General features: G+C 69.4%; 10 protein-coding genes. 2 read left to right on the top strand and 8 right to left on the bottom strand.

All coding sequences use genetic code 11. The features are described 5' to 3' along the window. Positions 1-123: 123 nt before the first annotated feature. Positions 124-1,101, bottom strand: coding sequence for an epimerase (locus BA895_RS13935; protein WP_070192510.1), 978 nt, complete (start codon positions 1,099-1,101; stop codon positions 124-126). A gap of 199 nt (positions 1,102-1,300) precedes the next feature. Here BA895_RS13935 and BA895_RS13930 point away from each other — a divergent pair, with 199 nt between their 5' ends. Continuing rightward, on the top strand, positions 1,301-2,263 hold the full coding sequence (locus BA895_RS13930; protein WP_070192509.1) for a GNAT family N-acetyltransferase: 963 nt from the start codon (positions 1,301-1,303) through the stop codon (positions 2,261-2,263). A 2-nt stretch (positions 2,264-2,265) separates the two neighbouring features. Here the strand turns inward: BA895_RS13930 and BA895_RS13925 are convergent, their stop codons facing one another. Continuing rightward, on the bottom strand, positions 2,266-3,525 hold the full coding sequence (locus BA895_RS13925; RefSeq protein WP_070192508.1) for an MFS transporter: 1,260 nt from the start codon (positions 3,523-3,525) through the stop codon (positions 2,266-2,268). Between the two features lie 85 nt (positions 3,526-3,610). Between BA895_RS13925 and BA895_RS13920 the strand changes: the two genes are divergently transcribed. Next, positions 3,611-4,498, top strand: a complete 888-nt coding sequence (locus tag BA895_RS13920) for a LysR family transcriptional regulator (protein ID WP_070192507.1) — start codon at positions 3,611-3,613, stop codon at positions 4,496-4,498. 12 nt (positions 4,499-4,510) lie between these two features. Here BA895_RS13920 and BA895_RS13915 read toward each other — a convergent pair whose 3' ends face one another. The 6 genes from BA895_RS13915 to BA895_RS13890 all read right to left on the bottom strand — a co-directional run bounded on the left by BA895_RS13915 (position 4,511) and on the right by BA895_RS13890 (position 12,863). Then, positions 4,511-5,017, bottom strand: coding sequence for an amino-acid N-acetyltransferase (locus BA895_RS13915; protein ID WP_070192506.1), 507 nt, complete (start codon positions 5,015-5,017; stop codon positions 4,511-4,513). Further along, positions 5,014-6,213: an LCP family protein gene (locus BA895_RS13910; RefSeq protein WP_070192505.1), complete on the bottom strand. Its 1,200-nt coding sequence runs from the start codon at positions 6,211-6,213 to the stop codon at positions 5,014-5,016. Before BA895_RS13910 ends, BA895_RS13915 begins: the two co-directional genes overlap by 4 nt. 22 nt (positions 6,214-6,235) lie before the next feature. Next, positions 6,236-7,567, bottom strand: coding sequence for an FtsX-like permease family protein (locus tag BA895_RS13905; protein WP_070192504.1), 1,332 nt, complete (start codon positions 7,565-7,567; stop codon positions 6,236-6,238). Then, the gene (locus tag BA895_RS13900; RefSeq protein ID WP_083283355.1) at positions 7,567-8,433 is read right to left on the bottom strand and encodes an ABC transporter ATP-binding protein; all 867 of its coding nucleotides are present in this window, start codon (positions 8,431-8,433) and stop codon (positions 7,567-7,569) included. Before BA895_RS13900 ends, BA895_RS13905 begins: the two co-directional genes overlap by 1 nt. A gap of 180 nt (positions 8,434-8,613) precedes the next feature. Beyond that, positions 8,614-11,226, bottom strand: coding sequence for an ATP-dependent Clp protease ATP-binding subunit (locus tag BA895_RS13895; protein WP_070192503.1), 2,613 nt, complete (start codon positions 11,224-11,226; stop codon positions 8,614-8,616). Positions 11,227-12,026: 800 nt separating this feature from the next. After that, positions 12,027-12,863 carry a hypothetical protein gene (locus BA895_RS13890; protein ID WP_254666472.1) on the bottom strand — a complete coding sequence of 279 codons (837 nt, stop codon included), beginning with the start codon at positions 12,861-12,863 and terminating at the stop codon, positions 12,027-12,029. Between the last annotated feature and the right edge of the window lie 398 nt (positions 12,864-13,261).

The following is a 13,261-nucleotide window of genomic DNA, read 5'->3' as shown; positions in this document are numbered from 1 at the left end:
GTGCGGCGGGCGGCGGGCGGCGCTCCAGCCTGATGATTCCGGCATCCTCGACACTGAGCGCATGCAGCACGACCCTCGGCTGAGACGGCATGCGTATCAGGCTAGTTCGTTGAGGGTGACCCCTCACTTTTGACTGTGCAGTCTCCGTGACCGGGCGACGAGATCGTGGGCAGCGGCATCCCAGGTCGGATGCCGGAAGGTGAGCCCTGCATCGAGCAGCCGGGTGGGCACGACGCGACGGCTCTTGAGCAGCAGTTCGGTGTCGGTGCGCAGGGCGAACGCCCCGACCTGCGCCATGAGCCGGGTGGCGGGCAGGCCGGGGCGCCCACCCCACGCTGCTCGAAGGGAGCGCATCAGCTGTCGTTGCGGTACCGGATCGGGTGCTGCGACGATGAAGGCGCCGGCGAGGTCGTCGCGGTCGAGCAGTAGCTCCACTGTGCGGACGAAGTCGTCGCCGTGGATCCACGAGACGTACTGCTCACCGCCGGCCACGGGCCCTCCGAGGCCGAGCCGGGCCAGCCACGACAGGTAGTCGAAGACTCCGCCACGGTCGGGCGTCATGACCATGGCGGTGCGCAACGCCACCCGACGCGTGCTCGGCACCTCGGCCTGTGCCTGCGCCTCCTCCCACCGGCGCGCGATGCGCACGCTGTACTCCCAGTAGAGCGGAACGCCGGGTTCCTCACCGCCGATGACACCGTCGGCCTCGTCGTGTGGCCGGTCGTCACCTCGGCTGCGCGAGTCAGCGTAGATCGTCGCGGTACTCATCTGCAGCCAGACCTTCGGGGGCTGCGCAGCCCGGGCGATCGCCGCACCGACCAACCTCGTCGACTCGACGCGGGAGTCCATCATCTGGCGCAGGTTCGCATCGGTGTAGCGGCAGCTCACCGTGCGCCCCGCCAGGTTGATGACAGCGTCGGCGCCGTCGAGCTCGGTGGCCCAGGGGCCGAGCGTCCGGCCGTCCCAAACGACATGTCGGATACCGTGCTCCAGGTCCTCCGGGCGACGGCTCAGCACCGTGACCTCGTCGCCGCGATCGTGCAGCGCGCGGCGAAGCAGCCCTCCGACCTGACCCGTTCCTCCGGGAATGACCACCCTCATGCCGGAAGCATATTCGCGGACTCACCCCCTTGGTCCCGCGACGCGTCCGCACCTCACCGGCTCCGAGCCCAACCGGCAGTCAGCTGCTCTGACGGCCCGCTCTGCCAGCACCCGGCCACCGTAGGCAGGTCCCCTCGCGTGGCTGTCCCGCGGAAATTGCGTGGCGGCGGAGTGCCATCGGGGTCTACGTTCGGCGCCGATGGCAGACCAACAAAGTGACAACGATCTGTTCCAGCCGACCTCGGTCGAGGAGGCAGTGCGTATCGTCGCGGGGCTCGCTCCGCCCCTCGATTCGCCGACTCAGCGTCGGCTGCGCACCCGGCGACACCTCGACGACGCGTTCGGCTCGGGGCGACGACGGCCCAAGTGGGTGTGGGCGGCCCGCAACGTGGCGGGCGAGGTCACAGGCGGTCTCGCCGGCATCGGCTCCCAGCAGGGTGCTCCCTTCGGCATCGACGTCATGAGCCTTCCTCCGGACCCGTACGAGGCTGCCCGGCTCGTGCACTGGGCGCTAGGGGAGGCGCGCGGCCACGGGTTCCAGGAGGTGTCGGTCTTCGCTCCTCCCGACGCGGGAGCGCACGACGCCAGGGTGGCCCCGTCGACTGATGCCCTCACGGATGCCGGGTGGCGGGTCTTCGTCGAACGGTGCCACTACGAGTTCCCGACGGCCGACCACAGGGGCGGGCCCGCTGGTTTTCGACCGCTACTACGACTCGAGCAGCTGACGGATGCCGCCGACCCCCGGCTTGCGGCGGTACACCGCGCCGCCATGGCCGGCACGCTCGACGTGCACGATGCCGCCACGGTCGATCGCGCCGGGTTCGACGCCGCCTGCGCCGAGGCTCTCGACTACCTGCTGGAGGCGGATCCGGTCGACTGCATTCGTCTGGCCCACGACGACGCAGGCCGTGTCGTGGGCATGGTGTCGTTCCTGGCCATGCCGGGTGGTCGGGCCTTCGTGCTCTTCGTCGGGGTGGCTCGCGAGCACCGGGGTCACCACTACGCGGCGGAGCTCGTGAGACTGGCGACAGAGGCGCTCGTCGACGCCGGTGCGACCGTGCTCATCGCCGACACCGACACGACGAACCGGCCGATGGTCCGGGCTTTCGCCAATGCCGGGTGGCCTCGAACGGAGACGCGAATCGACTTCGTGCCCGGCTGAGCTCAGTCGTGAGAGGCGCCGGGGCCGTCGAGGGCGATCATGCGGCCCGTCGACACCAGTACCGCCACGAGCACGACGAGTGCGAAGGTGGCGAGCACACCGACGGCCGGGAACCAGGTCAGGGCCAGCCCGGCTGCGATGACCGGCACCGTAATACCCGCGTAGGCGGCGAGGAACATGCCGGCCAGGGTGCCGCCGCGGTGCTCGGAGGAGCTGACGCGCGCCGCGGTGGCGAGGGCCACGTTGAACACCAGCCCGACGCCGGCTCCGGCCAGCACGCCTGCCACCACGAACAGGACGAGTGACTGACTCAGGCTGGCGGTGGCTACGAGTACGAGACCGGTTGCCATCAGAGCCATCCCGGTGCGCAGCCGAAGCCCCACCGACCGGCTGCCGAGCAACACCTGCGAGAGTGCCGACGCCCCGAGCACGCCGAAGACGATGGCTCCGCTCAACAGCCGTGAGTGGTGGTGAAGCGTGCCGCCGACGAAGCTGGCCGTCAATGAGGTGAACACGCCGAGCACCGAGAAGGCGGATGCTGCTGCCACGGCCGTCGCGGCGAAGACTGGCCGTGCTGAGTCGTCGATGTGAACCTGTTGGGGCCGGTAGGGGGGTCGAACGGTGTCTTCGGGCACCGTCTCGGGGACGAACAGCATTGCGACCAGGGCGATGACGATCAGCACCACCCAAACGGCGAACGGCACGGTGAGGGGAGCGGGGAGCCATTGGGTCAGCAAGCCGGCCAGGAGCGGGCCGAGTGCAAGCCCACCGGTGTTCACCACGCCGGCCGCTGTCGAGGCGAAGCTTCCGTCCTCACGCGGGCGCGCCACCGAGCGGAGCTCGGAGAGGTGGGCCGTGGCGGTGGCGGTCAGGGCGCCGATGCCGACGCCGCAGAGGAAGCGGGCGATGAGCAGGCTGGTCGTGTCGGCGAGCAGCGTGAACATGATGGCGCTCGCCAGCTCCATCGACGCGGCAGCCATGATGACCTTGCGTCGACCAAGGTAGTCGCTCACGTGCCCGGTCAGGTACAGCCCCGCCATCACCCCGAAGCCGTAGGCCGCGAAGATGAGCGTGATGACGAAGGTCGGGAACCCGTCGCGCTGCTGGTAGAGCGGGTAGAGCGGCGTGGGCAGCGTGGTGAAGGCCATCAGCACGGCGAACACGGCCACCACGACCCAGAACCCACGACCGTGCGTTCTGGCCGCGGGCGTCGGTGCCGTCACCGCCGGCCGCAGCCGGCCGGGCTCTGTCGCACTGTGCATCCTTCCATGGTGCACTTCAGGATTCAACAAGTCCAACGAAGACAATCAGGCTGATTGAACGGTTTTTCCGATGGATAATGTCGTCATGGACACCAGGCACCTCGAGTTCTTCGTGGCCGTCGCCGACGAGCTCAGCTTCACCCGGGCCGCGGACCGCGTGCAGGCGGTGCAGTCGACCGTGTCGGCCGGCATCCGGGCCCTCGAGCGCCAGACCGGGGCCCGGCTCTTCGAGCGGTCGACGCGGCAGGTCTCACTCACCCCGGCCGGGCGGGAGCTGCTGCCCCACGCCCGGGCGGCCCTTGAAGCCGTCGCTGAGATGCGCCACCTCGGTGCTCTCGCTGACGGCCAGGTGCGGGGCCGGCTGCGTGTCGGACTGTTGACCAATCTCGAGTCGCTCGAGCTGCCCATCGTGTTCGGCAGCTTTCACCGGCACCACCCGGGCGTCGAGCTGGTGATGCGAACCTCGCCGCGTGGGTCGACCGGTCTCGTCGACGACGTGCGGCGCTCCCGGGTCGACGTCGCCTTCTGCGGACTCGCCGTGGCTGACCTCGTGGGCGTTCACCACCAGCTGCTGCGACGTCAGCCGTTCGTGGCGGTGTTGCCCGACGGACATCCCCGTGCCGACGATGCCGTCGTCTCGTTCGCCGACCTCCTCGATGACGACTTCGTCGAGATGCCAACGGGTTTCGGCACCCGCACGGTGGCCGACGAATGGCTACGGGCGGCCGGGATGCGCCGTCGGGTGACGATCGAGGTGCCTGACCTGTCGACGGTGCCGGCTTACGTGGCGGCCGGTCTCGGCGTCGCGGTCGTGCCGGTGCAGACGGTGGCTGACGCCGCCGGAGTCACGGCGGTGCCGTTGGCCGAGCCGCTCGTCTGGGAGCTCAGCGTCATCGCCCGGCTCCAGGCCAGGTCGCCTGCGGTCGATGCCCTGCTGCACGAGCTCGCCCATCGGCTGCCGCCGCCGGAGTAGTCGTCGCCCCGCTCAGAGCGTGCGCAGCATCCGGTGGTTGCCGAGGGTGTTGGGTTTGACCCGCTCGAGGTCGAGGAACTCGGCCACCCCCTCGTCGTACGAGCGCAGCAGCTCGGCGTAGACCTCGCCCGACACCGCCTGGCCTTCGATCTCCTTGAAGCCGTGCCGCTCGAAGAACCGCGTCTCGAAGGTCAGACAGAAGAGCCGCTGCACCCCCAGTGCGCGAGCCTCACCGACGAGCGTCTCGAGGATGCGCCCCCCGAGGCCGCTGCCCAACGCTTCAGGGGCCACGGCCAGAGTGCGGATCTCGGCGAGGTCCTCCCACATGACGTGCAACGCTCCGCAGCCCACCAGCCGGCCGTCGAGCTCGGCGACGACGAAGTCAGGCACGTTCTCGTAGTAGGTGACGGCCTCCTTGGCCACGAGCACGCGCTGCTCGGCCAGCGGAGCCACGAGAGCACGGATGCCGCGAATATCGGCGGTGCGCGCGCGACGGATCACGGGGGCCTGGCCGGTCACGACAGGTTGCCGTCGCGGAAGGAGGTGAATAGCTTCTTTGCCTCCGTGCCCAGTATGACGATCGACTGTCCGCTCGCCGTGCCGAAGCCGCCCTTGGCCACGTCGCGCCCGACCTGCAGAGGGTTGAGGGTGTAGAGCCCGGCGGCGTAGGTGAGCATCTGCTCGGCCGAGAGGCTGGTCTTGCCTACCTTCGAGAAGCTCGTGAAGGCGGCCGGGATCGCTTGTGGGCCAGCCAGCTTCGCCTTGACCGCTGCGGCCAGGATGATCTCGCCCTGGTGTCGGGACCGGCCGAAGTCGCCGTCGGGCAGCGTCTTTCGTTCCCGGGCGTAAGCGAGCGCCTGTTTGCCGCTGAGCGTCTGTGGGCCCTTCTTGATGACGAGGTCGGCGTGCGAGGCATCGACGGTCTGAGGCACGACGATCGGGATGCCACCGAGGTCGTCGACGACCGTGGTGAAACCCGAGAACCCCATGACGACGTAGCCTTCGAGGGGCAGGCCCGTCACCTTCTTCACCGTTGCGAGCTGGGCCTTCGGGCCACCGAAGACCATGGCGGAGTTGATCTTTCCCCGACCGCCGGTGCTGAGGGGAACCCACAGGTCTCGGGCCATGCCCATGACACCGCCGCCGCCCTTGCCGTCGGTGCCGATGACCTGCAGCACGTCGGCACGGGAGCGTTCGAGTGACTGGCCCTTCCGAGCGTCAGAGCCGATGGCGAGCACGAACCGCGGACCGGCCTTTCCCAGCTCGGGCGTCTTCTGGCCGAGCGAGGGCCACCAGCCGCCCACGACCCGCCAGGTCGGGCCGACTGCGAGGGTGACGTCGTCGCCGGCGGTGACGACCGCCACCGGGGTGCCGAACCAGGTTCCGGTCTTTGCGCTTGCCTTGGTGGGGACCGTTCCGCCGTAGCGCTTGGCCACAAGTGCGGTCAGCGCAGCGGGCGCCCCGGAGACGGCGGAACCGGCAGTCGCCGGCGTCGAGGCCGATGGCCCCGTGGCTCCGTCGGCGGTGGGTCGGCTGCTCGTCGACCCCGTGGTTGCCACCACGGCGGGGTCGCCACTCGAACACGCGCTCGCCAGCAGGCCAACGGCGGCGACGGCAGCGACGGCAGCGACGGCCCCGGCCCGGCGTGGGCGACTCCTCGAACGGACTGGCAGCTGCACGGCATCCGGGAGTGGGTGCTGGTCGTCGAAGATCACCGTGCCACCGTAGTTGACGGGTTCACCCGGCCAGCGCAGCCTGGCGCACCAGTGACCGCGACGACAGCACCGAGGCGAACGTCAGTGCACCGGCAGCCGCCACCGCTACCGCGAACCGCACGACGAGACCGCCGTTCAGGGCGCTGGCAAACGGCAGCACGAGCGCCAGCACGAACCCGGCCGAGACCAGCATGGTGACCGCGAGCGGCAGGGCGATCTCGACGGTGCGGGCCCGGTGCAGCGTGCGCAGGCTGGTGCCCGCGAGGGAGAGGGAGCGGTACTGCTCGCGCTGGTCGAGCACCCGAGCGGCCTGCACCACCCCGGTCGAGGTGGCCCCGACGATGGTGATGACAGCCAGGGTGACCATCGCCCCCGTGCCGAGGTCGGTCCCCAGGGTGTCACCCGGCGCATCGTGAGAGGCCGCGCTGACCACGCTGGTGAACCCGACCACGACGATGGCCAGGCCCAACGCGCCGACCGCGCGCCACGTGCTCCTCGGGTCGTCGACGATGCGCCGCGCCGCCAGCAAGGTGGTGGCCGTGGGCGCGAACCGGGCGATGACCTTGCCGACGAGCATGACGAAGAACGGGCCCACGGCGTTGACCGCGAGGATGACGGCACCGAGCAGCACCACGATCAGACCGCGTTCCGGCGCCTTCATCGGGGTGATGACCAGCACCCAGGCGACACACGCGACGACAGCCACACCGACCCGCAGCACGCTGAGTCGTTTGGGACTCGTGCGAGCAGCGACCCCCAGCGGGCTGATCACCACACGGGCCAGGCTCGACAGGCCCGACACGACGGCCACGAGCACGACACCGACCAGCACCGCGGCCAGCTTCCACGCCGGCACCACCAGCTCGCCGATGCCGAACGGCCGCTCCTGGAACGTGAGCCTCGCGACCAGGGGAAGGGAGACGGCATAGAGCACGACTCCCGCCGCGGCGCCGACCAGCGCCTGCAAGGCGGCCTCGGCCAGGGTCATCACCGTCACCTGCCCCGACGTCGCACCCGCCAGGCGTAGAGCTGCGAGGCGCTGGTCCCGTCGCGCGATCGCGAGGCGGGCCGCCACGCCTCCGAGGGTGAGGATCGGCACGACCATGCACGTCGTGGCGATCCAGGCGAGGGTGACGTAGAGATCGGCGAGCTGGGCCGCGTCGGACGCCGACAGGTAGCGGCTGCCCGACTCAGTGACGGCGCCCCGCGCCTCGAAGGCCCCGAGCCCGCCGAGACACACGAGCAGGGCCGCCGTGGCCACCGCGAACGCGAGCACCGCGAGCAGGCCGGGCACCCGGTTCTCGCGGGCCCCCGCCGATCGGAGGCTCCAGGCCAGCTGCAGCGCGGCCCTCATCAGGAGCGCCCGGAGAACGTCGTGGCCGCCGGGCCGGTTGCGCCGGTTGCGCCGGTCGCGCCGGTTGCAGTCGATGCTGTGACGGGTGCACGGCGCACGTCGCTGGTCAGCAGCCCGTCGCGCAGACTGATCGTGCGAGAACACCATGCGGCAACGTTCTCGTCGTGGGTCACCAGCACGAGCGAGGCTCCCGAGTGGCGGGGCAGCGCCGTGAGGTGACCCATCACCTCGGCGCTTGTGGTCTGGTCGAGGGCGCCAGTCGGCTCGTCGGCGAACACCACCCCGGGGCGGGCCACCAGGGCTCGCGCGATGGCTACGCGCTGGGCCTGCCCGCCCGACAGCTCACCCGGGCGCCGGCTCTCCAGACCCGAGAGACCGAGCGGAGCGAACAACGCCCGCGCCCGCTTCATCGCCTCACCGCGGCGGGCTCCGTCGATCATGAGGGGCAGGGCGACGTTCTCGACGGCAGGCAGCTCGGGCAGCAGCATCCCCTGCTGGAACACGAACCCGAAGTCTCGTCGGCGCAACGAGGTTCGGTCGCGATCGGACATCCGGGCCACGTCCAGCCCCTTCCACAGCACCTGGCCGGAGGTCGGTGCCGCGATGCCCGCGAGCACGTGCAGCAGCGTCGTCTTGCCCGAGCCGGACGGGCCCATCACGGCCACCGTCTCGCCTGCGGTGATTCGCAGGTCGACCCCCCCGAGCGCGGGGGGAGCAGCCGCATCCCGGCCGTAGCGCATGACCAGGCTGCGGGCAAAGAGGTCGAGCGGCGTGGATGTCGCTGACGCGCTCGGATGCCGTTGGGCACCGGTCGCGCCCAGCGGCATCCGGGCGTCGGAACAGTCAGGGCTGATGTGGTTGCTCATGGCGTCCACTCTCGTGGCCGCCGCCCGGCCGCCGCGTCCGGCCACGGTCTGCTCCTGTGCGACCGGCGTACGACCCCGGGATGACGGTTCTGCGGCATCCGAGGTGAAGGAACACGCCGAAGGGGGCCGAGGACGATGTCCTCGGCCCCCTTCGGGTCGGTCCGCCTGCCTACCTCGGTGTCAGCGCTCGCCACCCATGGCGCTGTCGGGGAAGCGGTCGTCAGGCACAACTGGTCCGCTCGTCACGTTCACGCTGAGCGCGTCGTCGAGGGCGGGACCGTCGACGATCTCGGCGAGGTCGTCGGACGGCCGGTGCGCCGAGTCGGGGTGGGCCATGTCGGAGAAGGTGAACTTCTCCGCCTTGCCCTCGCCCTCGGTGTCGACCTTGATGTACTGCCCCGAGACGAACTCCGCGTAGAGGATCTTCTCCGACAGGGCGTCCTCGATCTCGCGCTGGATGGTGCGACGCAGCGGACGCGCACCGAGCACGGGGTCGTAGCCGCGCCGGGCGAGCAGGTCCTTGGCCGCGGGCGTGAGGTCGATCCCCATGTCCTTGTCCTTGAGCCGCTTGTCGAGCTTGGCGATCTCCAGGTCGACGATCTGCGTGATCTCGGACCGGTTGAGGTGCGGGAACACGATGGTGTCGTCGACGCGGTTGAGGAACTCGGGCCGGAAGTGCTGCTTCAGCTCGTCGATGACCTTGGCCTTCATCCGCTCGTAGTCGGAGAGGGTGTCGGGCCCGGCCGAGAAGCCGAGCGAGGTCTTGGAGATGTCTCTGGTGCCGAGGTTGGTCGTCATGATGATGACCGTGTTCTTGAAGTCGACCATGCGGCCCTGAGAGTCGGTGAGGCGACCGTCTTCGAGCACCTGCAGCAGCGAGTTGAAGATCTCCGGGTGGGCCTTCTCGACCTCGTCGAAGAGCACGACCGAGAACGGCTTGCGCCGCACCTTCTCGGTGAGCTGGCCGCCCTCTTCGTAGCCGACGTAGCCGGGAGGAGAGCCGAACAGCCGGCTCACCGTGTGCTTCTCGGAGTACTCCGACATGTCGAGCTGGATCAGGGCGTCCTCGCTGCCGAAGAGGAACTCGGCGAGCGTCTTGGCCAGCTCGGTCTTACCCACGCCGGTCGGACCGGCGAAGATGAACGAGCCGCCGGGACGACGGGGGTCTTTCAGGCCGGCACGGGTGCGACGGATCGCCTGGCTGAGCCCCTTGACGGCCTCGTCCATACCGATGATCCGCTTGTGCAGCTCGTCTTCCATGTGCAGCAGGCGGCTGCTCTCCTCCTCGGTCAGCTTGAACACCGGGATGCCGGTGCTGGCCGCCAGAACCTCGGCGATGAGCTCTTCGTCGACCTCGGCCACGACGTCCATGTCGCCCGACTTCCACTGCGCCTCGCGCTCGGACTTCTCGCGCAGCAGGCGCTTCTCGTCGTCACGGGCCCGGGCCGCGCGCTCGAAGTCCTGGCCGTCGATGGCCGACTCCTTCTCGCGAACGAGCACGGCGATCTTCTCGTCGAACTCGCGCAGGTCTGGCGGAGCGGTCATCCGGCGGATGCGCAGTCGCGCGCCCGCCTCGTCGATGAGGTCGATCGCCTTGTCGGGCAGGAAACGGTCGTTGACGTAACGGTCGGCCATGTTGGCGGCCGCCACGAGAGCGGCATCCGTGATGGTGACGCGGTGGTGGGCCTCGTAGCGGTCACGCAGGCCCTTGAGGATCTCGATGGTGTGCGGCAGCGTGGGCTCGGCCACCTGGATCGGCTGGAAGCGCCGCTCAAGGGCGGAGTCCTTCTCGATGTGCTTGCGGTACTCGTCGAGCGTCGTCGCGCCGATCGTCTGCAGCTCACCGCGGGCAAGCATCGGCTTGAGGATGCTCGCTGCGTCGATGGCACCCTCGGCCGCGCCGGCCCCGACGAGCGTGTGGATCTCGTCGATGAAGATGATGATGTCGCCGCGGGTGCGGATCTCCTTGAGCACCTTCTTCAGGCGCTCCTCGAAGTCACCGCGGTAGCGGCTGCCGGCCACGAGCGAACCGAGGTCGAGTGTGTAGAGCTGCTTGTCCTTGAGGGTCTCGGGCACCTCGCCCTTGACGATGTCCTGGGCCAGGCCCTCGACGACGGCGGTCTTGCCGACACCCGGCTCACCGATCAGCACCGGGTTGTTCTTGGTGCGTCGGCTCAGCACCTGCATGACGCGCTCGATCTCCTTCTCACGCCCGATGACCGGGTCGAGCTTGCCCTCGCGGGCCGCCTGCGTGAGGTTGCGGCCGAACTGGTCGAGCACGAGCGACCCCGCGGGGGTGCCCTCGCCCTGGGCCGCGCCGACTCCGGCACCGGCCTTCTCGCCGGTCTGGCCGCCCTGGTAGCCCGAGAGCAGCTGGATGACCTGCTGGCGCACCTTGTTCAGCTCGGCGCCGAGCTTGACGAGCACCTGCGCGGCGACGCCTTCACCCTCGCGGATGAGGCCGAGCAGGATGTGCTCGGTGCCGATGTAGCTGTGGCCGAGCTGCAGCGCCTCGCGCAGCGAGTACTCGAGCACCTTCTTCGCGCGGGGCGTGAAGGGGATGTGACCGGTCGGGGCCTGCTGGCCCTGGCCGATGATCTCCTGCACCTGGGCCCGGACCGCTTCGAGCGAGATGTCGAGCGACTCGAGGGCCTTCGCGGCGACGCCTTCGCCTTCGTGGATCAGACCCAGGAGGATGTGCTCGGTACCGATGTAGTTGTGGTTGAGCAGGCGTGCTTCCTCCTGCGCGAGGACAACCACCCTCCGGGCCCGGTCGGTGAATCTTTCGAACATGCTCTTCTCCTGACTGATCGAGCAGATATCTCGATTCTATCGGTGCGCGCTGTGGACGAGCACATCCCGACCAACGACGTCGGCGGCTTTCCTGTTCCCATCCTGAGCGCAGCGGGCTCAAGTCTCCGAGTTGTTCGCCACAAGCGGACAACGAGACCGGCTTAACCACCGCTCCATACCCGTCCGACCGGCATCCGACCGCTGGGATCGGACCGCGGGAATCGGACCGTGGCTGGATGCCGGTGGGCTTCGTGCGGTTGGAACCGCGGAAATCGGACCGTGGCGGGCTTGGTCGTCGTCGGGACGGTATCCGACCGCGGGAATCGGACCGTGGCTGGATGCCGGCGGGGGTGCGTGTGCCTGGAACCGCAGGGATCGGGCCGTGGCGGGCTTGGTCGTCGCTGGGACGGTGTCCGACCGCGGGAATCGGACCGTGGCGGGCTTGGTCGTCGCTGGGACGGCATCCGACCGCAGGAATCGGACCGTGGCGGGCTTGGTCGTAGCTGGGACGGCATCCGACCGCAGGAATCGGACCGTGGCTGGATGCCGGCGGGGTTCGTGCGCCTCGGACCGCGGGAATCGGACCGTGGCGGGCTTGGTCGTCGTCGGGACGGTGTCCGACCGCAGGGATCGGACCGTGGCGGGCTTGGTCGTCGTCGGGACGGTGTCCGACCGCAGGGATCGGACCGTGGCGGGCTTGGTCGTCGTCGGGACGGTGTCCGACCGCAGGGATCGGACCGTGGCGGGCTTGGTCGTCGTCGGGACGGTGTCCGACCGCAGGGATCGGACCGTGGCGGGGTTTAGGCGGGCTCGGCCAGGTCGTCTGAGCGGCTCGGAAAGTGCCGCCGCCACTCGTTGGACAAAGGAGGTACCGGCATCCCCTGCTCACGCATGGCGTGTCGGATCCGCGTCAGGGTGTTGGCAGGTGTGCGGTAGATGTCACCCGCAACCACGACGATCTTACGCAGCCCCCAGGAGTCGAACTGCTCGTCGCGGGCGATGTCGGAGTGCCACTGATCGTCGGCCGCGTGGTGCCGGCCGTCGTACTCGACCAACAGTCGCCAAGGGAGGTAGCAGAGGTCGAAGCGGTAGAGCAGGCTGCCGTCGGCGGCATGGACGCGGTGGTCGACCTCGGGCTCGGGTAGTCCGCCGAAGATCATCAGCAGACGCAGTCGGGTCTCCATTGCCGAGTCAACTCCGGAGCGAACGAGACCAGCCGCGCGACGGGCGAGCTTGGAGTGTGGCCCGCGGTGATCGGCAGCAAGGGTCACGAGGTCGGCCGGACTCAGTCGGTTGGCCTTGACCAGGGAGTCTCCGAGCACGACGAGGTCGACCAGGTTCAGCAGGTGTGCGAGGTCGAGAAAGGTCTGACCCGGCGATGTCAGGCGGAGTCCTCGCCGGGTGACGACGTGTTGGCCGGCCTTCACGCGATGCGCCGCGATGCCTGGTCGCTGGGCTCGGGATCGTCGCGAGCTGACGTGCACTGAAGGATCATCAGGCACGACCGCGCCCCAGAGCTGCGCGGCCGTGTGATGTGAGAGGTGGCTGCCCGCCTCGACCGCGAGGAGCGCCGCCTGACCGAGCAGGTGAACGGTGATCGGCGTCTCGCGGCTGACGTAGACCCCTCGAAACAGCATGCGATAGTGCTTACGCAGTTCCCACGACGTGAGCCCGGAGCCGGTTGAGCCGCATGCGTTGAATGGCTCACTCGGGGTGACGGAGTTCGACATGCAGTGAATGGTGACCGACGAGACGCTGATGGCGCGGACGTCATACACAGGCACGGCATCCGACGACGGAAATCGGACCGCAGGAATCAGACCGTGGCGGGATGCCGGTGGGGTTCGTGAACCTGGGAGCGCGGGGATCGGACCGTGGCGGGCTTGGTCGTCGCTGGGACGGCATCCGACCACGGGAATCGGACCGCGGCTGGATGCCGGTGGGGTCCGTGCGTTTGGGACCGCGGGAATCGGACCGTGGCGGGCTTGGTCGTAGCTGGGACGGCATCCGACCGCGGGGATCGGACCGTGGCGGG

It is taken from the genome of Humibacillus sp. DSM 29435 (genome assembly GCF_001758225.1).
GTDB lineage: Bacteria > Actinomycetota > Actinomycetes > Actinomycetales > Dermatophilaceae > DSM-29435.
The sequence above is the reverse complement of the archived record's forward strand: the minus strand, read 5'-3'. Positions and strand labels throughout refer to the sequence as shown.

Bases quoted from the DNA above. Each gene is read 5' to 3' on its own strand.
- BA895_RS13935 (WP_070192510.1), bottom strand. From the start codon at position 1,101: ATGAGGGTGGTCATTCCCGGAGGAACGGGTCAGGTCGGAGGGCTGCTT.
- BA895_RS13930 (WP_070192509.1), top strand. From the start codon at position 1,301: ATGGCAGACCAACAAAGTGACAACGATCTGTTCCAGCCGACCTCGGTC.
- BA895_RS13925 (WP_070192508.1), bottom strand. From the start codon at position 3,525: ATGCACAGTGCGACAGAGCCCGGCCGGCTGCGGCCGGCGGTGACGGCA.
- BA895_RS13920 (WP_070192507.1), top strand. From the start codon at position 3,611: ATGGACACCAGGCACCTCGAGTTCTTCGTGGCCGTCGCCGACGAGCTC.
- BA895_RS13905 (WP_070192504.1), bottom strand. From the start codon at position 7,567: ATGAGGGCCGCGCTGCAGCTGGCCTGGAGCCTCCGATCGGCGGGGGCC.
- BA895_RS13900 (WP_083283355.1), bottom strand. From the start codon at position 8,433: ATGAGCAACCACATCAGCCCTGACTGTTCCGACGCCCGGATGCCGCTG.
- BA895_RS13895 (WP_070192503.1), bottom strand. From the start codon at position 11,226: ATGTTCGAAAGATTCACCGACCGGGCCCGGAGGGTGGTTGTCCTCGCG.
- BA895_RS13890 (WP_254666472.1), bottom strand. From the start codon at position 12,863: ATGCTGTTTCGAGGGGTCTACGTCAGCCGCGAGACGCCGATCACCGTT.